The sequence below is a fragment of the Nitrincola sp. genome, assembly GCF_048264025.1.
GTDB lineage: Bacteria > Pseudomonadota > Gammaproteobacteria > Pseudomonadales > Balneatricaceae > Nitrincola.
This window is the reverse complement of record NZ_JBLXDN010000001.1, coordinates 280,944-302,536: the sequence shown is the minus strand read 5'-3', so window position 1 is coordinate 302,536 and position 21,593 is coordinate 280,944. Positions and strand designations below refer to the sequence as shown.

General features: G+C 50.4%; 16 protein-coding genes. 7 read left to right on the top strand and 9 right to left on the bottom strand.

Going from position 1 to position 21,593, the window contains the following annotated elements; genetic code table 11:
• Nucleotides 1–262 precede the first annotated feature (262 nt).
• From cls to coaE, 4 genes are read right to left on the bottom strand one after another with little or no spacing between them, the layout of a single operon-like run.
• Nucleotides 263–1,702 carry a cardiolipin synthase gene (gene cls / locus ACN0R1_RS01360; RefSeq protein WP_417579140.1) on the bottom strand — a complete coding sequence of 480 codons (1,440 nt, stop codon included), beginning with the start codon at nt 1,700–1,702 and terminating at the stop codon, nt 263–265.
• Nucleotides 1,703–1,756: 54 nt separating this feature from the next.
• Entirely contained in the window at nt 1,757–2,629 is an 873-nt protein-coding gene (galU, locus tag ACN0R1_RS01355) for a UTP--glucose-1-phosphate uridylyltransferase GalU (RefSeq protein ID WP_417579138.1), read from the bottom strand.
• Nucleotides 2,630–2,653: 24 nt separating this feature from the next.
• Nucleotides 2,654–2,860 carry a DNA gyrase inhibitor YacG gene (locus tag ACN0R1_RS01350; RefSeq protein WP_417579136.1) on the bottom strand — a complete coding sequence of 69 codons (207 nt, stop codon included), beginning with the start codon at nt 2,858–2,860 and terminating at the stop codon, nt 2,654–2,656.
• A gap of 15 nt (nt 2,861–2,875) precedes the next feature.
• Entirely contained in the window at nt 2,876–3,484 is a 609-nt protein-coding gene (gene coaE, locus ACN0R1_RS01345; protein ID WP_417579134.1) for a dephospho-CoA kinase, read from the bottom strand.
• Between the two features lie 150 nt (nt 3,485–3,634).
• Between coaE and ACN0R1_RS01340 the strand changes: the two genes are divergently transcribed.
• The 4 genes from ACN0R1_RS01340 to ACN0R1_RS01325 all read left to right on the top strand — a co-directional run bounded on the left by ACN0R1_RS01340 (nt 3,635) and on the right by ACN0R1_RS01325 (nt 9,537).
• Nucleotides 3,635–4,951, top strand: coding sequence for an MATE family efflux transporter (locus tag ACN0R1_RS01340; RefSeq protein ID WP_417579132.1), 1,317 nt, complete (start codon nt 3,635–3,637; stop codon nt 4,949–4,951).
• 89 nt (nt 4,952–5,040) lie between these two features.
• Nucleotides 5,041–6,123 carry a zinc-binding metallopeptidase family protein gene (locus ACN0R1_RS01335; protein WP_417579130.1) on the top strand — a complete coding sequence of 361 codons (1,083 nt, stop codon included), beginning with the start codon at nt 5,041–5,043 and terminating at the stop codon, nt 6,121–6,123.
• 136 nt (nt 6,124–6,259) lie between these two features.
• Complete coding sequence (locus ACN0R1_RS01330) at nt 6,260–7,483, top strand: carboxylate--amine ligase (RefSeq protein WP_417579128.1); 1,224 nt, start codon at nt 6,260–6,262, stop codon at nt 7,481–7,483.
• A gap of 32 nt (nt 7,484–7,515) precedes the next feature.
• On the top strand, nt 7,516–9,537 hold the full coding sequence (locus tag ACN0R1_RS01325) for a hypothetical protein (RefSeq protein ID WP_417579126.1): 2,022 nt from the start codon (nt 7,516–7,518) through the stop codon (nt 9,535–9,537).
• 72 nt (nt 9,538–9,609) lie between these two features.
• Here ACN0R1_RS01325 and ACN0R1_RS01320 read toward each other — a convergent pair whose 3' ends face one another.
• Entirely contained in the window at nt 9,610–11,310 is a 1,701-nt protein-coding gene (locus ACN0R1_RS01320; protein ID WP_417579124.1) for an L-lactate permease, read from the bottom strand.
• A gap of 326 nt (nt 11,311–11,636) precedes the next feature.
• Here ACN0R1_RS01320 and phbB point away from each other — a divergent pair, with 326 nt between their 5' ends.
• Nucleotides 11,637–12,386, top strand: a complete 750-nt coding sequence (gene phbB / locus ACN0R1_RS01315) for an acetoacetyl-CoA reductase (RefSeq protein ID WP_417579122.1) — start codon at nt 11,637–11,639, stop codon at nt 12,384–12,386.
• A 43-nt stretch (nt 12,387–12,429) separates the two neighbouring features.
• On the opposite strand, the gene ACN0R1_RS01310 is transcribed toward phbB, so the two are convergent.
• The 3 genes from ACN0R1_RS01310 to ACN0R1_RS01300 form a co-directional block, all read right to left on the bottom strand.
• Nucleotides 12,430–14,832 carry a DUF349 domain-containing protein gene (locus ACN0R1_RS01310; protein ID WP_417579120.1) on the bottom strand — a complete coding sequence of 801 codons (2,403 nt, stop codon included), beginning with the start codon at nt 14,830–14,832 and terminating at the stop codon, nt 12,430–12,432.
• A gap of 129 nt (nt 14,833–14,961) precedes the next feature.
• Nucleotides 14,962–16,131, bottom strand: coding sequence for a hypothetical protein (locus ACN0R1_RS01305; RefSeq protein ID WP_417579118.1), 1,170 nt, complete (start codon nt 16,129–16,131; stop codon nt 14,962–14,964).
• Between the two features lie 66 nt (nt 16,132–16,197).
• Nucleotides 16,198–16,626 carry a YchJ family protein gene (locus tag ACN0R1_RS01300; protein ID WP_417579116.1) on the bottom strand — a complete coding sequence of 143 codons (429 nt, stop codon included), beginning with the start codon at nt 16,624–16,626 and terminating at the stop codon, nt 16,198–16,200.
• A 99-nt stretch (nt 16,627–16,725) separates the two neighbouring features.
• Here ACN0R1_RS01300 and sbcB point away from each other — a divergent pair, with 99 nt between their 5' ends.
• The gene (sbcB, locus tag ACN0R1_RS01295) at nt 16,726–18,183 is read left to right on the top strand and encodes an exodeoxyribonuclease I (protein WP_417579114.1); all 1,458 of its coding nucleotides are present in this window, start codon (nt 16,726–16,728) and stop codon (nt 18,181–18,183) included.
• 39 nt (nt 18,184–18,222) lie between these two features.
• Nucleotides 18,223–18,756, top strand: a complete 534-nt coding sequence (locus ACN0R1_RS01290; RefSeq protein WP_417579112.1) for a hypothetical protein — start codon at nt 18,223–18,225, stop codon at nt 18,754–18,756.
• Here ACN0R1_RS01290 and ACN0R1_RS01285 read toward each other — a convergent pair whose 3' ends face one another.
• Nucleotides 18,757–21,579: an insulinase family protein gene (locus tag ACN0R1_RS01285; RefSeq protein ID WP_417579110.1), complete on the bottom strand. Its 2,823-nt coding sequence runs from the start codon at nt 21,577–21,579 to the stop codon at nt 18,757–18,759.
• Nucleotides 21,580–21,593: the final 14 nt, after the last annotated feature.

The following is a 21,593-nucleotide window of genomic DNA, read 5'->3' as shown; positions in this document are numbered from 1 at the left end:
CTGGAAGTTCGGATCTTAATTCTGTGCTCTATGCTATGACCCTGCTGTCTATCCTCTCCATCCGATATTTGGATTGGCACTGGGTTTCGGCGGGGTGGTGGTATCGCTTTGGTGGGACCGTCTGGCGCCAGGGATGGCGCCAGTCGAGCGGTCATGGATGACGAAAAGCGTGTCACATCAAAGCGATACCACCACCCCAGCGTGGCACTAACCCTCATCACTATCCTGCATGGAATCACCAAAAGGGTACTGACCCCTTTACTTAAAGATAAGGTGATAACAAGCCTGCTGCTGCATTACGCAAGCGTACCGGAAGTGACTGCTGTTGCAGTTCGCTCAGTGTCACAGGTATAGCTTGGGCAAACTGGGTATCAAAATGTTGATTCAACTGCTGTGTCAGCCAGTTGTCATAACACTCCACATTACACTCAAAATTCAGTGCCAGGCTGCGGTTATCCCAGTTGGCGGAACCGAACAGTGTCCAGCTTTCATCCAGAGTAAACAATTTGGAATGAATGAACCGCCCCTGACTGAACCTGACTTCCACGCCTTGGCGTACCAGTTCCAGTAGATGGTGGCGGCAGGCCCAATCAACCAGTTTCAGGTTGTTGCGCCCGGGTAACAGCAACTGGATTTGAATGCCCCGTAGTGAGGCAGTAATCAGGGCTTCTTCCAGGCTGGCATCGGGAACAAAGTAGGGTGTCATGATGCGTATCCGGGTTTGTGCTGATCCTATGGCACCTAACATCAGTTGTCGCAGGGTATTGAAGCGGTCATCCGGCCCATCAGCAATGGCGCGAGCCAGGGTGCTGCCGGGTGTTTCGGGTGGGCTGAACCAAGGGTGCCCTTCCAGCTTTTCTCCCGTGCTTGAGTACCAGTCTTCTGTAAAAATAGTTTGCAGTTCAGTGACGACTGGACCTTCAACCACAAAGTGAATGTCTTCAATGGGAACGCACTGGCGCTTGTTGCGACAGTGATGATCACTGATGTTCATGCCGCCGGTAAAACCAATACGACCATCTATAATCAGTAACTTGCGGTGGTTGCGCAGGTTAAGAAAAGGCAGAGTTCGTGGCCAGTTGGGTGGCATGAACTCGGCATAGTGCAGTTCTGCGGTACGCAGGCGTTTTTTTAGGGTCGGGAAGGAATAGCGAAATCCCATGTAATCCACTAGCAGCCGGATGGCTACCTGGCGTTTGGCGGCACGACTTAAGGCATCTATAAATTGTTTGCCCAGCCGGTCGTTACGTAAAATAAACGTGCTAAGGGTAATGCTCTGTTCCGCTGCATCTATGGCGGCCAGCATGCGTGGATAAGCTTCATCGCCATTGAACAAGGGGGTAATCGCATTGCCCACCAGCAGTGGTTGGTTAGAGACCTTATCAGCCAATCGCGATAAAGTTTGCATGGGTTCCGGTACGCATTGCGCGAGCATGTCAGGTAGAAAGGGCTGTAGGCTGTCACGGCGGTGATCGGCCAGCTTTTTTTTCCATTCAGTGGCGCGTGAATGCAGACGGTTGATACCGAACAGCAGGTAGGTAAATGCCCCTAATACTGGAGCTAGCCAAACTAATCCCATCCAGGCAATACTGGCGCGGCTGTCACGCTTGGTCAATAGAATATGAATTGAACAGACCGAGGACAGAATGAGCGGAATTCCGACCAGTAATAAAATTATGACAAGGTCGAGTAAATCAGTCATTTCATAAGGATGCAATTAGCTGAACCCGACCCCGTAAGGGGATCGGGTTGGCATTTAGAGCGTGTCAATATAGGCGCGCAATGCATCAGCGGTTTCAGGGTGTTGTAGACCGAAGGCAACATTGGCTTGTAAAAGCCCGGCCTTATTACCGCAGTCAAACAGCTTGCCTGCCATGGAATAGGCCTGCAGGCCAGATTCCGACAATAGGGTTTGCAGAGCATCGGTTAACTGTATTTCGTCACCGGCGCCTGGCTGAGTGTCTTTGAGCAGGGTCATAATACGTGCGGGCAGAATGTAGCGTCCGACAATAGCGAGATTGGATGGGGCGGAAGCAGCATCTGGCTTTTCAACCATGCCGCGAATATCGGCGCTTTGGCCTGGGTTTACAGAAACTCCGGCACAATCGACGATACCGTAGCGCTGTACCTGATCTTCTGGCACACCCTCAACCATGATCTGTCCCAGTCCGGAAGCTTTCCAGGCGGCTGCCATAGAGGACATGTCGCGTTGCTGGCCGGCATTATCGATGAGCATATCCGGTAACATCACCGCAAAATCTTCATCGCCAACTACTGGCGCGGCGCAGAGTACCGCATGCCCCAGACCCAAAGCTTTAGGCTGGCGTACACTGATTACTTCGACACCTGGAGGCAGAATGTCACGAATGCTTTCCAGTAACGCTGTTTTGCCCTTACGACTCAGTTCGGCTTCCAACTCATAGTGATGATCAAAATGATCTTCAATAGCCTGTTTACCGCTGCGAGTTACCAGAATGATCTCGGTAAAGCCGGCGGCAATGGCTTCTTCGACAACATGCTGAATCACCGGTTTATCAACCACGGTCAGCATTTCTTTGGGTACGGCTTTACTGGCAGGTAGAACTCGGGTCCCGAGTCCGGCTACGGGGATAACAACTTTACTTAACATCCTTGGCTTCCTTGTGGCTAGTATTTAATGACGTGTGAGTGGCGGGTGCTCAATATCGGCCGATGAAAAGTCATCCAGACTGGGTTCTACCGGTATCTGGTAACTTCCACTGGCCCATTCACCCAGATCGATTAAACGACAACGTTCACTGCAAAAGGGGCGCGAAAGATTCTCCGCTGCATAGAGCGAAGGTTTGCCACATTGAGGGCAGGGTACTTCACGTTTTGTCATAATATTCCATGTACATCATGTGCTTTTATTAATGGCCCTGGATTTAAGCTGTTGGTGGAGCAGGGCCACCTGTGCTTCAAGGCTGGCCAGGTTACCGCTATTATCCAGAATAAAGTCGGCTCTTTCCACCCGCTGCTGCCGTGGCATTTGAGCGGCGATGATTTTACCTGCTGCTGCGGTTGTCATGCCGTCGCGTTCGCAGCTGCGCTGCAACTGAATGTCTTCGGGTAAATCAACCACAATAATAGCCTGCGTTAGCCGATGTTGATCGGTTTCCAGCAGCAGGGGCGAGGTTAAAATAACATAATCTTCCTGCTGGTGGGATGTTATCCAGTTAAGGATCTGCTGACGTATCAGTGGATGCAATAGTGCTTCAAGCCAGGTACGTTTTTCTGGATAGTCAAACACCTGTTGGCGCAACCAGCGCCGATTCAACTGACCTGAAACGTCCAGTGCAGCGTCACCGAATTCAGCTTGAATAGCGTCAAGTGCTGGTTCGCCTGGAGCGACAACATCACGAGCCACCTGGTCAGCATCTATAACAGCAACGCCCAATTGCTCAAATAGTCTGGAGGCTGCACTTTTACCACTGCCGATCCCGCCAGTTAATCCTACAGTCAACATACTGCCTAACGCTCCTTGGTGAACAGCAAGATTAGCATTTTAAGCGTTACAGACAAACTGCATTGGCCATTTTAAAATGCTAAAATAGCGTATTTTTCTGTTGGGCTACTCAGGTTAATGAACCGCTCCCCTGATCTTTTGAATGGACCTATGCGCAGCGTATTGGTGCAGATGACCGTCCCGATGATGTTCGGGATTGTCAGCATCATGCTGTTCAATCTGGTTGATATCTGGTTTGTCGGACAATTGGGTACTCTGCCCATGGCGGCGCTGGCCTTTACCTTTCCGGTTTCTTTTGTGGTTATCAGCCTGGCGATTGGGTTGGGAATAGGAACGTCAGCAACCCTGGCACGGCGTATCGGTCAGGGTGACACCGGGTCGGCCGCCGAAGTCGCCACCTCAATTCTGTTTATTACCTCGCTTTTGCTGATCCTGGTGGGCTTTGCCGGGCAGTTTGCTATTGACCCCGTTTTCAAACTGATGGGCGCTGAGCCTGAACTGCTACCCCTAATTCGAGCTTATATGCAGATCTGGTTCGCCGGTTCAGTGTTCATGGTACTGAATATGGTATGTAACAGTATTTTACGTGCAACTGGTGATGTGCGGGGTTCAGCCATGATTATGCTGCTGGCTTCGCTGTTGAACCTGTTGCTGGACCCTTTGCTGATTTTTGGTTTGGGTCCGTTTCCAGCCTTGGGCATACAGGGTGCTGCACTTGCCAGCGTCATTGCCTGGAGTATCACTACGCTGATTGCACTGCATCTGTTGCATCACCGTCGACATATGCTGACCTTACGCTTTCCATCACTGCTAACGTTGCTGCGCTACTGGCGTGAACTTTTCAGTATTAGCGCTCCCGCCGCGCTGTCTAATATCACCACGCCGGTTGCCAATGCGGTGCTGACGGCTATGGTCGCTCGACACGGTGCCGAAGCTGTGGCGGCTTTTGGTGTGGGGAGTCGCCTTGAATCCCTGGCTTTATTGGTGTGCCTGGCCTTGTCGATGAGCTTGCCACCGTTTATCAGTCAGAATTTCGGCGCCGCTCAGATGCAACGGATTAAAAAAGCTTATGCGCTGGCGATACGTTTTGCCTTGGGCTGGCAGGTGTTGATTTACTTGTTACTGGTGCTCTTTTCGGCGCCGCTGGCGGCCCTGTTCAGTGATGATGCTGAAGTGATCCGTCTTATCCGCTTGTGGATTTTGATAGTGCCGCTGGGCTTTGGTTTCCAGGCTACTACCTTCTTGAGCGCATCGGCGTTTAATGCGCTGCATCAGCCGATGCTGGCGCTTAAGGTCAGTTTGATTCGCTTATTCCTGATGTATCTGCCGCTGGGTTGGTTAGGTAATCAACTGTTTGGGTTGGAGGGGCTGTTCAGTGCGCTGGTACTGGCAAATCTATTGACCGCCATCATCGCCTGGGTGTGGATGCGACAGAAGCTGACGGGCCTCCTTCATGTCGGGGCTTAAGTGCGTTGAATAACTGTTACCGAGTGAATGAAGCTAGTAGGATGAAGTTTTGGCTTTTGCTGTACGGCAAAATCTAGAGGCCTGTGCCAATGAAACTCTTTACCTGTACGGCTTGTGGCAATCTGATTTACTTTAACAATGTATGCTGCACGCAATGTGGATCCACCCTGGGGTTTTTGCAGGATACCCAGCGCTTAAGTGCCATAGTGCCCGCAGGCAATGGACTTTGGCAGCCGGTGGGCGAAATGCGTCTTTACCGTATGTGTAACAATTATACCGGTGCAGGGGTGTGTAACTGGATGCTGGAAGCTGAAAGTGAGCAGCATTTTTGCCGTGCCTGTGACTTGAATCAAACCATTCCAGATCTGTCAGTTCCTGGTAATACCGAGCTCTGGCGCATTATGGAAACGGAAAAGCGTCGTTTAGTCTATTCATTGCTGCAACTCAATCTACCGTTAATGTCACTTAAGCACCATTATCGAGGTATGGCATTTGAGTTTCTGGCAGACCCTCACCCTAGTTTTAGTGAGCGCTCCAAGGTGCTGACTGGGCATGATCAGGGTTTAATTACTCTTAATATCGCTGAAGCCGACCCAGCAAAACGTGAACAAATGCGTGAGCAGATGGATGAGCCTTATCGCACTATATTAGGCCATTTTCGGCATGAGTCAGGCCACTATTATTGGGATCGTTTAGTCAGAAACAGCCAGTGGTTGCACCCTTTTCGCGACCTGTTTGGCGATGATACGCGGGATTATGCTCAAGCGTTAGATAATCATTACCGCTTCGGTGCACCACACGATTGGCGAACACATTTTGTCAGTGCCTATGCCAGTTCACACCCCTGGGAAGACTGGGCTGAAACCTGGGCTCACTATCTGCATATTGTTGATACCCTGGAAACCGCTTATGAGTACGGTCTGCAGATTCATCCGCGCGTCGGAAGTCAGCACTCCATGAAAGTCAGTCATGATTTTAATGCCTATCACGAGGGGGCGTTTGATACCCTGATTGAGCATTGGTTACCCCTGACGTTTGTGATGAACAGCCTTAATCGCAGTATCGGCCATGATCATGCTTATCCCTTCGTGCTGGCACCAGCCACCATTGAAAAACTCCGCTTTGTTCACCGTGTGGTGCACGGCAGTAACCTGACGGCTGTTCCTGACTAAGCGTAACTTTACCTTGACAGTCAGGGGGGCAAACTTGTTAGGGTCTAAAGGCTATTTTTAATTAATGAAGTTTATTGGCTCGTATAAAAACACTTGATAGGAGTTATTTGAATTTTCAGGCTACAGGAGAACATTGATGCAAAAAAATCTGGATAAAGGTTATATAGCCCTACTTGGCTGGAGTCTGAGCGCTGTGGAGGCGGCAGAGAACTTTGATCGCAGGTATGTGGTTGTCGCCCCTGATTGGGCTGAAGAATACTGCACTCAACACAATATTCCCTATGTCGCCTGGAATTTTGAACGCCTGAATGACCGTTCGATGGAAATTGCTGAAACTCTTCAGGAAATGGGAGTCGATGTCGCCATTCCCATTTTTGAAGAAACGGTGGAGTGGGCCGGTGCAATCAATTCGGTACTGCTGGATAACCCGCGCTTGTTAGGTCAAGCCATGTTGATGCGTGATAAATCCCTGATGAAGCGTCGTGCTCAGTTGGGTGGTATCCGTGTCGGTATTTTTGAAGAAGCGCATGATCGTGAAGATGTGGTGCGTTTTCTGCGCCGGGTAAATCAGACACTGCTGAAGCTTGATGGTGACCCGAACGATCCAATTCACTTTAAAGCTTTTGATAAGGCCGGTTGCCTGGGGCATCGCGTGGTACGCACGCCGGATGATGTGGATGCGATTCCGGATGATGAGTTTCCTGCGTTGATGGAGTCCCATTTGGATGGTTGGGAATTTGCCGTTGAGGCCTGGATTCATAATGGCAAAATTCGTTTTTTGAATATTTCCGAGTATGTCACCCTGGGTTATTCCGTGTTTGTACCGGCATCACCAGAGCTGGAAAAATACCGCGATCAGATTAAACAGCAGATCGAAAAGCTGGTTAAAACCTTTGATATAGAATTCGGCTTGATTCACCCTGAGTATTTCGTTACCAGTGATGGTGAGATGTACTTTGGCGAAGTGGCCTACCGTCCGCCAGGCTTCAAAGTGTTTGAGCTGCTGGAACGGGTATATGGTTTTAATGCCTACCAGGCCAGTATGCTGGTGTTTGATCCAAAAACCACCGAAGACGAGATCCTTGAGTTCTTTCCGAAAGAAGTAGTCGATGCCAAGGGATTTGCCGGTTGCTTTGGTGTTTACCCACGCCGTCGGGTAGTCAGCCGTTTAGAAATTCCTGAAGAGACCGAAGATCACCCTTATTTTGAGTCACATGAATTAACCACGCCGGCCCAGGAAACCGTGACCAAGCGTACCGCTTTTGGTACCCACTGGGGATTAGTGTATTTTGTCGGCTCTGAAGCGGATGAAATGAAGCGTTTACTCAAGCATCAGGAAGAGCTGGATTTTTATGTCTGATGTTGGAATGGTAGCCATAAAAGGGTGAGTATGTGAGTCAGGGTATTGAAGAATTAGAACAGACTAACCCGAAACTTGCCGCCTTGCTGCAGAAGCTGGATGCCAGTATTGAACGCCTGACGCAGGCTCCCGAGTTTGCTAAATACGACAAGTTACTGGGTGTACTCGACCTGGTCAGGCGGGTGTTGCTGCAGTCGGGTGGCTGCGCTGCATTGGAAATTAGAGCTGAAAAAATCGAACTGGCGGGTGTATTTGCCGGATCTGACTGGCAAACGCCGCAGATTTTGGTACCTTCGTTGACATCTCACTCGCTGCAAAGTGCCGATGCCAATTTGCTGGTGATAGAAGCACTCAGTGAAATTCGGCTTCTGGCTGTCGCTAAGAACAATTATCGTCATCCCCTGATATCTGCTGAGCAGGCTCACCACTACCTGACGCAGGTAATGGCGATTAATCTGGCCTTGTTATTCACTCCACCGAGTGAAGCTGAGCGTGAAACCCAGGGACGTCTGGCACAAATTCCACGGTTGTTGTTTGAGTACCTGGCTCAACGGATCGGTTATGAGCATGTGATTGATCAGTTGGTGGATGAAATCTGGCGTATTTTACAACAACGTCCGATTCAGGTTGATGCTGTCAAACGTATGGTGACTCAGATTGCAATCTGCCAACATAATCCGGACATCGATCTCGGTAGTAGTGGCCAGGGTGCCGCGCGGTTAGTGAGCAGTCTGTTTGGTACCACTCAGGCGTGCCGTGAAGACCCAGGCGTGGATGTTTACAAAGACAGGCTTGCGAGCATGGATAGTCAGGCCTTGCAGTCAGAAGCGACCGGCTTTGCCAGGGCCATGCATGATACTGGATTGGTTTCACCCTATCATGCTGTGTTGCTGCGCCATCTGCTGGCTGTGGATGACTACTTGCTGATTGAAGCGTTAGGTTTGTCTTCAACTGGCCGGGATTGTTTTATGTGTTTCCGCCAGTTGATCCAGGCACTGATCCGCCAGGTGATCCTTCCTGCAACGGCTCAAGGCATTTATGGTCTGGCGTTGATGCTGGAGCGTGGCATTCTCTATCAGCCTCCGGTCGCACCGGCGCTCTGGCGGCAGTTAGGTCTACCCTTGTGCAAACAAGCTCAAACACGCTTAACCTTAGCCTTTGGCGATCAAGTATCTGTCAATGCGCGTTTGCTTGAAGGTGTGCTGTGTATTCTGGGGCAGCCGCTCGGCGTCGGACAGGGTAATAACCCGACCTGTCAATCGGCTCGAGCCCTGTCCATGTGGGCCTACAATGATCCGGACTATCTGTTGCAGATGCTGGTCTGGGCGGCCAGGGATGATGAAGTTGTGATGCACTTCGAGGGACAGCCTATTTCATCTCGTGACTGCCAGGCCGGTGTCGCTGGAGAAACGCCCATAGATCTTGATCCGGTTTCCTTGCTGTTGGTCCCGCATCTTGATCGTATTTATGCTGAAATGGGGCGTCGCTGTATTGGACGGGAAGGGGATCCGCATCGTTGGGTAAACCCCGAGTTTCATGGCTGGTGGTCAGGTCGTGGATTTCGCATCAATGTTGATGTCGCCACAGGTAAGTTTCAGGATCTTGATGAGTTTATCCGTGCGTTTTATGCCTGCTACCATCCTTATTTTAATGGCAATCAACCGCTGATTCATCCACAACCGGCCGGTATCGCTATTACCGATTCAGCCGCTCGCTTTATCGGCTGGCATGCGATCACCTTACTGCGCGTGGCACTGGATCCTGAAGAAGTGATGCGGGTGTATTTTTATAACCCGAATAATGACAGTGGGCAGAATTGGGGTGATGGCGTCGTTGTCAGTACAGCGGGTAAGGGTGAACGTTTTGGTGAAGCCTCTTTACCCTTTGCACAGTTCACCTCACGCTTATATATCTTTCACTACGATCCGCTTGAGAGTGGAGTGTTGGCTAAAGTGCCGCAGGATGAGTTGGATGAAGTGCAGGGCTATATGCAGCGAAGTTGGGGTATGGATCGTCAACCCCCTGAGTTGGTTTTGCAGGCGCCTGATCAATAATGCTTTGATAGGTCACACAAAAAGGCACAAACAAAAAGGGACCTCACTATAGAGGTCCCTTTTTAGTTGGTGTTACTGCACCACTAAGGGATCAGTAATACCCACGACATGCAGCGCAATCAAGGTGATCAGACCTGCCATCACCAGATAGTAGACAGTTGGAATGATAGTCATACGAATGGTTTGACCCTCACGCCCCAGCAGGCCGACAGTGGCCGATGCAGCCACGATGTTGTGGATGGCAATCATATTACCGGCAGCAGCACCAACCGCTTGTGCAGCGATCAGCATAGCACTGGAAACGCCGATTAACTGGGCGGTATCAAACTGGAACTGTGCCATCATCAGGTTGGATACGGTATTTGAACCGGCGATGAACGCCCCTAACGCACCCACAGTGGCGGCGAAGAAGGGGTATACATCACCCACACTGCCCGCTACCAGTTCGGCCATAGCACGAGGCATGGAGGGCAGGTCAGCCAGGTTAACACCTGAGTTGATCAAAATACGCACCATCGGGATGGTGAACAGCAATACAAAGCCCGCACCCAGCAGGGTTTTGGACGATTCACTCACCGCTGCACGTAGTTCACCAAACTGCATTCTATGTAGTAGAAAGGTGGCCAGTACAACCAAAATCATGATGCCGCCAGGCAAGTACAGGAACTGTATGCTGCCGGATACACCGGCTTCACCAAGAATATTCTGCCATCCCAGTACCAGGTTTTGAGTGAAGAAGGCTTTCACGTCCGCATTGACGCGGGATAAAACCAGTAACGCACCCAATAGCAGATAGGGGGCCCATGCCAGTGTTATTGACATAGGGGCTTTGGCCGTCAGACTGTCGAGTTTAATCTCGATATTACCCATCCATTCAACCGGCCACTCACTGGCATCAGCAAAGTCCCAGCTCTTTTTGGGTAGCAGGAAACCAGCTTTGGCTGCAGGCACTACGATCAACAAGCCAACCAGTGCACCAATCATGGACGGGAATTCCGGCCCCAGGAATACACCCGCGGCGGCATAAGGGATAACAAACGCAATGCCGGCAAACAGGGCAAAGGGTGTCATTGCCAGACCTTCGCGCCATGAGCGGTTGCGACCGAAGAAGCGCGTCAGCATCATCACCATAAACAGCGGCATGAATACCCCGATCAGCGCATGCACAATAGCGACTTCGGAGGTGATCAAGTGATAAAAGGCTTCCCAGTCGGAGCCCTGAGCAATCAAACTTTCAGTGATGCCAGCACGATCCAGCCCACCGGTAACACCCACAACGATAGGCGTACCTACAGCACCGAAGGACACCGGTGTGGACTGAATCATCATGCCTACCATTACCGCACCCAATGCAGGGAAGCCCAACGCAACCAACAAGGGTGCGGCAACGGCTGCGGGGGTACCGAAACCGGAGGCACCTTCAATAAAGCAGCCAAACAGCCAAGCTACAATGATGACCTGTACACGACGGTCTGGGCTGATATTGGAAAACCCACCACGAATCGCGGTGATAGCACCCGAATGCTTGAGGGTATTCAGCAGCAATATCGCACCAAAAATAATCCACAGTATGGCACCAGTAAGAATCAAGCCTTGCAGCGTTGAAGCCAGTACACGGTTAAACGTCATTTCCCAGGCCGTTAGGGCAATTGCTGCCGTAACGATAAAGACCACAGGCATGGCACGTCTGGCCGGCCAGTGCAGTCCGACCAGCAGGATCGCTGCCAGTACCAGCGGCGCAAATGCCAGTAAAGAGAGTAGAGTGGAGTTCATAAAGCCTTCTCTAATTTGATTAATTGTTTATTTATACTTGTTTAGGTAAATTGGTATGACCAATTTTGCCGTATAGTCAATAAGGTTAGGGGCTTGTTAAATGCGAGTCAATCAATCTGAGCCAAACTTAGACCTATGTCTAGAGTGGATGAATAACCGTATTTTTTCACTGTATAGGCTAGTCCCGTCATGATTGAACGACTATGCTTAAGGAGAAAGGCTTGCAAAAGATTGAGTTGCTGGTCTTCGCCATGAAGTGCAATGCTTCATGCTATGCCATGACCGGCAATAACAATAAAACCGACAGTGTAAATGGGATGTGAACTATGACAAAAAAAGTTGCTTTGGTTACAGGTGGAACAGGTGGTTTGGGAACCTGGATTTGTCGAGCACTGGCAGATGCAGGATTTCGTGTAGTGGCGGGTTATAACAGCGGTGGTAATCACGATAAGGCTAAAGCCTGGCAGGAAGATCAGCGTCGCGATGGCTATGAAATAGATGTTGCCTACGGCGATGTAACCAACTCTGCCTCTTGTGCTGATTGCATCAAAACCGTAGAGGAACTGACCGGTGGCAGCATCGATATTCTGGTCAATAATGCCGGTATCACGCGCGATGGTATGTTCAAAAAAATGAGCTGGGAACAATGGAATGAAGTACTGTCAGCTAACCTGGACAGCATGTTCCATATGACCCGTCTGGTGATTAATCCGATGCTGGAAAAAGGCTTCGGTCGCATTATCAATATCTCTTCAGTCAATGCGCAGAAGGGGCAGTTTGGTCAGTGTAACTATTCAGCGGCCAAAGCCGGTATCCATGGTTTTACCAAGGCGCTGGCACAAGAAGTTGCTGCGAAAGGTGTCACTGTGAATACCCTATCACCCGGCTATATTATGACGCCGATGGTGGCGAAAATATCGGAAGATATCCAGGCGAAAATCTGTTCAACCATCCCTGTTGGGCGTTTTGGTAATCCAGAAGAAATTGGCCGTGCCATCGCTTTTCTGGCGGATGAAAACTCCGGTTATATCACTGGCTCCGACCTGTCGATTAACGGCGGTCTGCACATGAGTTGATTGGCTTGGCTGATCTGCTCTGAGTAAGTCCCGTATTCGGGGCTTACTCCTTGTGTGCCAGTAAACTGTTGAAGCGCTGTTGTAAGGCTTCAAACTCATCAGCAAAACCGGCTTCCTGCCATTCATCAATAACCTGTTGAACCGCTACTTTGCGTTCACTCTCTGAGCAGGGTTCCAGTGCTTCCTGCAAGCGTTCCATCTGATATTCCATTCTTAGGTATTGATCACTTTCTGGGCTGGGCTGATTAAACAGTATTTCCAGACGTATGCACAACAATCGGGCGTCTGTATGCCGATCCTCATCCGCAGAGGAGGGGTTGACTGAGTCCACCTTGCTGGCCTGCAGTTGAGTCCTGAGTTGGGCAAAAACCTGGTCGCCATGATTGCGAAAGGCTTCCCAAAGTTTGCGCTCTTTATGCTTCGCTGTACTGTCAATGGCTTTCCAGGCCTGCTGCAGGGCTTTGATTCCTTCTGCTGCGGCTATGACATCCTCTGCTTGAGTCAATTGCTGTGCTTGGTCAACCAGGGCCTGTTTTTGTGCCGCGCAATCGCTACGGTGTGCTTGTAGTGCCTGTTCGGCCTGGTCTATCAACTGCTGAAAGCGTGTTTGTAACAATTTTCCCGGTGCTCGGTCGACCGGTGAAAACTCACGCCACTCTTGCTTGGCACTTTTGAGTATCTGTTCCAGTGCTCTCCAATCGGGCTGTGACCAGTCTAGCGCACTGAAGTAGGTTTCCAGGTGTTGGCAAATTAATTCGCGCTGTGACAGATTCCAGGCACGCAATTGACTACGTTCCTTGTAGTAAACATCACAAGGCTGGTAGGCCTGGCGTGACGCTGAATGAAACCGTTCCCAAAGCTGCTTGACGGGGGCCGGCGATTGCTGATCTAACTGCTTCCATTGCTGTTGTAATTCACGTATTTGCTCGGCCAGAGCCACCGGAGCCAAGGGGCTGTCAATCAGTGCTTCCATGGCTATACACAGTTGTTCTTTCTTGGAAATAGTCGCGAACTGTTGCCACTCCGTCACCTCATTGACTTGGGCTGTGAGGTGGCGAAGTTGCTGTTGCAGCGGTTCAGTTAGTTGTGCATTTTTAATCGACTTGTTAAGGCTTTCAAGTTTTTCCTGTGCTTTCAGGGTTTCGCCCTGTTTGATATGGCTATCCAGCAAGTTCAACTGCTCTTCTATCTCTGCCAGTACCGCCTTATCCTGCTGTTTTAATTGCTTTAGGCGTTTTTCAGTCTGTTGGCCGGTAGCTGTCAGCGCTTTGAGATCCAGTGCTGTTTGCAGGGTCGGTGGCCAGGGATGCAGTTTTAGTGCCTGCTTGATAGCCTGTTGACTGGTCTGCAGCGCATTCAGGTCGTTGGCTGAGTTGGCTTGCTCCATTAGACTGCGAAAATGCGTGCTCTGTTGTTGCAGTTCATGACAAGCATTGATGATTGTGACCAGCTTGTCGGCCTCTTGGCGTTCAGCTTGTGTTAGCTGCTCCGCGTGATCTGCCAGCAGGCGTTGGCTTTCGTTATCCAGTCTGGTCAGGGCGTGTATGGGATTGTCTTGATCAAGCGAGTTTTGGCTTAGCTGTTGTAACAGTTCAGTGAGTAAGTCCCGGCATAACACTAGCTGTTTAACAGCCTTAGCCCGGATAGCCTCCGCTTCAACAATAGCGGCCTGTTCAGCCTCCTGCTGTTGTAGGATGGCTTGCGCTTGTTGAAGCAGATGCTGATAAGTTTCAGCCATATCCGGGTGTTTATCGCTCGCCAGTTCATTCCACTGATTTTTTAGGGCTTGAATGCGCGCACTGAAATGTTGCTTGTCGCTGCCGTTGACTAAGGTATGTAAGTTATCCAGCAGCTTGTGGCGCTGCTGTAGAATCGCCTGCTGCTCCGCATGACGCTGCTGTATACGCTTTTGTGCATCACGGGTGATGCGATACACCACCTTGTCATGATCCTTGGCAAAGTGACGTACTTTTTCCAGGCAGTCTGTATCATTTAACCGCGTTGCAGCCAATTGACGAGTGCCTGTGAGTGGCGCCTGCATGGCAATGTCAGCCAATAATTGCTCATCCTGGATGCGTGGGAGCAGAGCAAAGTGTAAACGTTCATTCTGGCTGTGACAGATCAACAGGCTGAGTGCTGTTTCATTCTGTATAGAGTCAAACTGGTTGGAATTTATAAGTCCCTGTTCTGATAGGACAATCAACCTGGAGGCTGCCATTTCGGCAAGTGCCATATCGTTATTTTGTTCAAGCAGATGGATTAGCAACTGCTGGTCTGTCAGGCGTGTTATTGCTACGGTCCTGACCTTGGGATCAGGATCGTGGTAGGCAAGCTGCCTGAGTTTTCCGGCATCTGATTTCTTGTTGGGGTTGAGTTTTGTTGCCGCGATACTGCGTACAGCAGCACTCGGATGACGCCATCTAGGTTTTAACAGGTCTACAAACATCAATCACCGTAACCGGACGTTGAATCCGGTAATCCTTAAGTATGCCAAGCTAATGCTAAGGTGGACTATTCTACCGGTGCCAGGTGTCGCAATAAAAGCCTTGATTGCAGCGTAACACGAAATAGTTTTTTAAACGCTCAGGTCAACATGCTGGATCAAGCCCGCTTTTCCTTGCTCTGATAAGTAGATGCCGCTGGAGCGGATCACCCCCAGACGCTCTTCGTCCAGCGAGCTGTTCAGCGTAAAAGGCGTGTTTGCATTACCCAGATAGATTGCACCTATACCGGCCTCTTTCAGGCTGATCAGTTGCTGGCTGTTTCCTTCACCAGGTTTTAGCCAGAGTTGCAGATGTTCAAAAACGGCATCATTTTCATCGATCCAGCCATTGCCGTCGTCATCATGCGCTGCCAGTTCAGCAAAGCCATCGCCGGTTGATGCACCAAACAGCTCACTGCCATCATTGATGCGACCGTCACCATTACGATCCAGGGCTAGAAAGGCCGCATTACCCGCCAGTTGTGGAATTAGGTCTGGCTGACCATCTAGAGTCAAGTCAAACTCAAAGCGCTCCTGGCTGAGTTCAGCCGCTTTGCCATCAAAGCTGATGACCAGGGGGTCTTTCAAAGCGCCCCGCAGTTGCAGTGAAAATTCTTGGTGCTGGAGTAACTCACGGCTCATGTTCAGAGTGATATCGATCTGAATCTGTTGGCCATCCGCGGTGGTGACCTGCCCAGTAGCCTGAAAAGCAGTATGCTCGTGTTGGTAAAAAGTTTCTGATACCTGGTAGTCCAGACTGGCTTGTGTCGGCGCTTCAGGAGCTTGTGTGGCTGTTGCATTGGGTTGTATTGCTAAGGCTTCGGCGTGTTGCTGTTTTGGCTGACGCAGATCGGTAATGGAAAAATCAATTTCCTTGCCAGTAAGGCTGCGCAGCAACGACTGAATTAATGAGATACGTAGTCGATCTTCTGGCGTGAGCTGCAGAAAATTATCATCTTCGTCACTTGGGTTAATTCCTGCTGAAGCTTCATTTGCTGCCGCCTGGTTACGTTCATTCGCTGCGGTGACTTGTTCTGACAAGCGTTCTGCCTCGGCGGCCAGTGCGGGTTTTCCAGCCTGGCTACGCAGCTCGGTATAGGTCATGAGTTGGGTGCTTTCAGTACTCTGTTGATGACTGTAGTTCACCAGGGACATTTGCCCAGAGCGGTCCGGGAGGCTGGCTTGCAACTGTTCACTGCGCTGATAACGGCTAAGCGCCTGGTGTGATGATGTTAAGTGTAAAGAAGATGACTCAATACGCATGGCGGTAACCTCAGTCTATTTCGAGGTTATCGGCCAGACTGTAAAGTTCTTAACCAGAAAAAAGTCTCAGGTGGAGATGAGCTCCAGATCACCATCAACATAGTACCAGTGTCCTTTTTCCTGTCGAAAACGAGAGGTTTCCCGGAGTATCCCATTGCCATCAGGGCTTTCAAAATGGGCTTCAAAGCGAACTTCGCCTTGGGTATCATCTGGTTGGCCAGCCTGAGTTTCGAGAATAATCAGTTGAGTCCAGTTAGTGATCTGTGACTGCTCGATCAGCAGTTCACGATCTTCTTCACGTCGGGTTTCCGGGGCCATGGAGTCGATAAGATAGTCAACGGCACCGACAAAAAAAGCCGAATAACGTGAGCGCATTAACGCCTCAGCCGACTTTGCTGGTCGGCTGCCGTTAATGGCCGGTGCGCAACAAAAGTTGAAAGGTTTGCCTGATTGGCACGGACAGAGTTGATCGCTGCTGGTTTGATCCTGCAACATAGGATGATCCTCGGATTATTAACTGATACTCTTCAGCATAACACGATAGCAAAGCCGTATGAATGTTACGGATAATCGACTATAGCATGAGATGGTGAGATGGCGCAGGCACAAGCGGGTACCTATTTTTGGCATGATTATGAAACGTCCGGCACGGATCCCAAACGCGACCGGCCGATGCAATTTGCCGGTGTACGCACCGATATGGACTTCAATGTAATAGGCGAACCGCTGGTGCTTTACTGTGCGCCTGCCGATGATTTTCTGCCACACCCCATGGCGTCCCTTATCACCGGGATTACGCCGCAAAAAGCGGCAGTGGAAGGGGTCTGTGAAGCTGAATTTATCAGTCGCATCCATGCCGAACTATCCCAGCCCGGGACCTGTGCTGTGGGCTACAACAGTCTGCGTTTTGATGATGAAGTGACTCGCTATACTCTCTATCGCAACTTTTTTGATCCTTATGCACGTGAATGGCAGAATGGCTGCTCACGCTGGGATATTATTGATATGTTGCGTCTGGCGCGGGCACTACGTCCGGAAGGCATTGTCTGGCCCACCTATGAATCAGGTGCACCCAGTTTGCGGCTTGAAGATCTAAGTCGTGCCAACGGGCTGGCGCATGAGCAGGCGCATGATGCACTGTCAGATGTCTGGGCGACGCTAGCGCTAGCGAAGTTAGTTAAAGAGAAACAACCCAAACTGTTTGAGTTTGTGTATTCTCAGCGCTCCAAGCAAGCTGTGCGGCAGATGCTGGATACGCAATCGATGAAGCCAGTGCTGCATGTCTCTTCACGCTACCCGGTAGAGCAGGGCAACCTGGCAGCTATTGCTCCTCTGGCTCAGCATCCGATCAACAGCAATGCCGTGATTGTCTGGGATCTGCGCCATAATCCGGCCCCCTTGCTCGACCTCACGGTTGAGCAACTCCACGCAGGTCTATACACCCGTCATGATGAGCAGCCTGCTGATGCGCCCAGAGTGGCGCTGAAGCTGGTGCATGCTAACCGTTGCCCGGTACTCGCACCGGCAACGATGCTTAGCCCGGATGAAGCACAACGACTGTCTATTTCCGGTGAGTTGTGCCGCCAGCACCTGGCTATGCTGCGTGACAGCCGGACTGTGTGGCAGGAGAAATTACAGGCTGTTTATGCTGAATCCGGATTTGAGCCGGAAAAGAACCCGGATCACATGCTCTATAGCGGCGGATTTTTCAGCGATACAGATCGTCATCTGATGGAAGAGGTACGTCAAACGCCTCCGGAGCTGCTGGCTGGATTGAAGCTGCCTTTTCAGGATCAGCGTTTACCGGAACTGTTGTTACGCTATAAGGCGCGTAACTTTCCCTTCAGTCTGACTGATGATGAACAGCAGCAATGGGAAGAGTACCGTAGCCGGCAATTATTGGGGCCGGATAATGATGGTTGTCTGACCATGACGGGGTTATTCGATGAGCTGAATCGTATTGCTGCTGAGCGTGAGCTAACCTCAAAGGAACAGCAGATACTTGAGGATCTGGCTAGCTATGCTGAATCTATCTATCCGATGGAGTTCTGACCGGTGAGACGTATCCGGCTATGCTGTCTGGCTGTGTTCATGCCACTGGCATCCCTGGCAAATGAACGTCCAGAATATAATGTTATTCCGCCAGATGGCTATGAAGGTGGACGTTATCATGCCCGGGATGTGTTTGAAGGACGTGATTGGGGGGACTATGATCCAGAGCTGATGACGGAAATTTATCCGTCGGAACCAGTGGAGCCCTTAGAGCCTGTTGTCATCATGTATTCTGAGCCTGATGAAGTCTATGAAATTCAAGAAATGTTTAATCAGCCAGAAGAGCCACAGCCGCTGACGGGTGAAGATCGAATTTTTGAAGAAGTTACAGCTGATATCCGTGAGCAGCAGTGTTTTGCGTTGGGATTGAGTCAGGATTGTGATCCGGATGTCGGCTTTAGCGGTGAGTTGACCTTCGAAACAGAAACCGGCCAGACCGTCGGTGAGGATATGCTCGGGGCGTCTAATTTTTACCGACGCTTAGAGGCAATGGAAACAGAGCCTGAACCGGAAGAACGGTTCAGGCTGCTGGAAGAGTCGTTTACACCCGATTTGAATGTGTTGTTCGACTAATCAATGGAAATGGCTTTCACTACGTTGTTGCTGTAAGCGCTGGTAGCCACTGAAATCCGGAATAGTGGGTTCAGCATCAGTTTCAGGAAGCAGATTGCCAAAGCTGCGGATTTGATACTGCCTGGTTTGCAGCTCTGCCAGCACGGCTATCAGATCGTCACGGGAGATGTCAGACACCTGTTCGGCGATCTGCTGGTGGGTTGTGAAGGCCCCATCACGATCCAGTTCCCGCCAGTAGCGTTGAGAGCGTTCAGATAGCTTGGTATCTGGCTGTAATAAGCGCGAGCGTAATCCTATGCGGAAATCTTCCAATTGCTCGTCACTCAACGCTTGCAGTTGCGTGTGCATGTCGCTCAGGAAATCATCAAAATGGGATTCCAATTTTAAGGGATCAGCTACTGGCGATTGCACAATGAGCGCCAAGCCAGGTACATCACCCATCGGTAGATAATTGGCGAAGACGATATAGCCCAGTTGCATATCTGTACGTAAACGTGAATAAAACGGGGTGGAGAGTATTTCATTCAATAGCGCGACGGCGGCTCGCTTTTCCAGGCTCCGATCTGCCGCTTGCAGGTAGCGGACCAGTGTGGCGTCGTTGTGCGCTAACTTCAGTGTGTCAGTGAGCGGAGTATCTGTCGGGATTTTAACAACCGGTACCTGAATGCCGGTTACGGGTCGGGTATTTGGCAGCAGTTGAGTCTGTATCTGCTGTCCCATGCTCAACGCCATATCGGCTGTGATATTGCCATGCGCCAGTAAGCGCACTTCAGCCTCGGTAAACAACTCGGCAAGAAACTGTTCAAGTTGTTCAGGTGTAACACTCTCCAAGGCTTCAAGTCGGTCTTCAGTGCTCCAGCGTGACATCAGTGTAGTGAAAAGCTGTTGCATGGCCAGCTGGTAAGGCCCCTCCTGACGTTGGTTAATCAGGCGTTCTTCAAATTGCTGACGTACCCGTTCAAACCTGGCTGGGGTAATTTCAGGGTGCTGCATCTCCTGCAACAGGCTGTCCAGCAGCAGAGGCTGTTTGTCATTATAACCGGAAATTTGCATGGAAAAGCCACGCAGATGGGGGTAGAGCGATACATTCAGTCCGGCCAGAGATGCATCATAAAGCATTTCATTCATCTGATCGTTGAGTATCCGAGTGTAGAGTTCCAGCATGACGGCATTTTCGGCACTGGCCAGTGCCAGGTGTGTCATAAATGCAAAGTAGACGTCAGCACGGGGTCGCTGAAACTGCTGGTCCTGTTGGTACCACAAGCTAAAACCTGGCTCATCTCGAAGCATTACCGGCAGGTCAGTAGCCGGATCATCACGCTCTGTTAATGCCAGTGAGTCGGGAATGAACGGGTTCAGCTCGCGCAGTTGCAGCTCAGCTTCCGGAGTCGCTTCCTGCCAGAGGTTCAAACGTTGGGGCTCGATAGCTGCAAAGCGGTAACCGGCATTATAACGCTTTTCAGTTAACTCTGGTGTCACTTGTGGGTGTTGCAGTGTTAACAGCAGGTTGTCCGGGTTGAGTTGTTGCAGGTAGCTATTAATAAGTTCGGGTTCGAAGCTCTCCAATAAATAGTTGGCATTCAACAGGTTTTCAACTGGATAGCGCTGCTGCATCTGAGCCAGCATCATCACTTCATGAATGGGCTGAGGTTGGTCGCGGAACTGAAACTGCAGCACAGCCAGTTCACTTTCCTCTTGGTACAGGTTGGCATTAAGGCCTTGCTTCTGGAGCAGATTGACATAGCCAAAGAACAGGCTGGTAATGCGATCTATCTGATTAAGGCCGTCATCGGTTAACTCAATATTAACCTGAAAGCTGGCCTGGCCTGGAAGGTCAATGGCCGTGTAGGCGGACAGTCCGGTTGCCAGTTGCTGTGATTTTAACAGGCTGAACAGACTGCCTTCACCCTCATATCCCAGGAGGCTGCCAATGAAGTAAAGCGGTTTGCTGCGCCAGTGATCACGAATTGGATCCACTGGAAAAGTCAGTGACAGGGTACGATGTTGGCGCAGGGTCTGCACTTCAAGCTGTAAAGGCAATTGGTCTTCAGTAAACAGTGGTACTTGATCTACATAGGGCTCAGCCTGAAAATTGGCAATGTCACTGAAGCGCATTTCTACCAGTTCACGCAACTCATCGAGTGTTTGTGGGCCGCTGATAACCAGACTCATCAGGTTGGCTGAGTAGTATTGCTGGTAAAAGTTGATCAACGCGTCGCGTATCTGAGTATTATCACCGTCTGACAGTGAATGCAGATCACCTACGGCAAAGTTACTCCAACTATGCTCTGGGTTCATGACCTGTTTAGTCACTTCGTGTATGCGGCGGTTGTCATCCCGGCGCTTGGCTTGAAACTCTGATTCAACGGCATGACGTTCGCGTTGCACATAGTCGGGTGTAAACAACGGATCAATAAAAAAGCGTGAGAACCTATCAAGAGCTCCTGCCAGTGCTTCAGGGCGAACATCAAAAAAATAATTGGTGTTTTCATAGGCAGTGAACGCGTTGTGTGATCCGCCGTTAGCATTGATATACGACTGATAGCTATCGGCTTCCGGATATTTTTCCGTACCTAGGAACAGCATGTGCTCCAGAAAATGTGCCAGACCGGGGATATCCACTGGGTTAGCAGCAGAGCCAACGGCAACATCCAGTGAGGCGGCCGCCTTTTCAGCTGCTGGATCGGAAATTAATAAGACTTTCAGCTGGTTGGGTAAGATTAAGGTCTCAAGTGACCGGTTATCATAGGGGCTTTGGATAACCTGGGCTGGAACAAAACCGGAAAAGCTGATCAGAAACACTAAAAAAATAACACGGAGCATTTTGAATCCTGTAA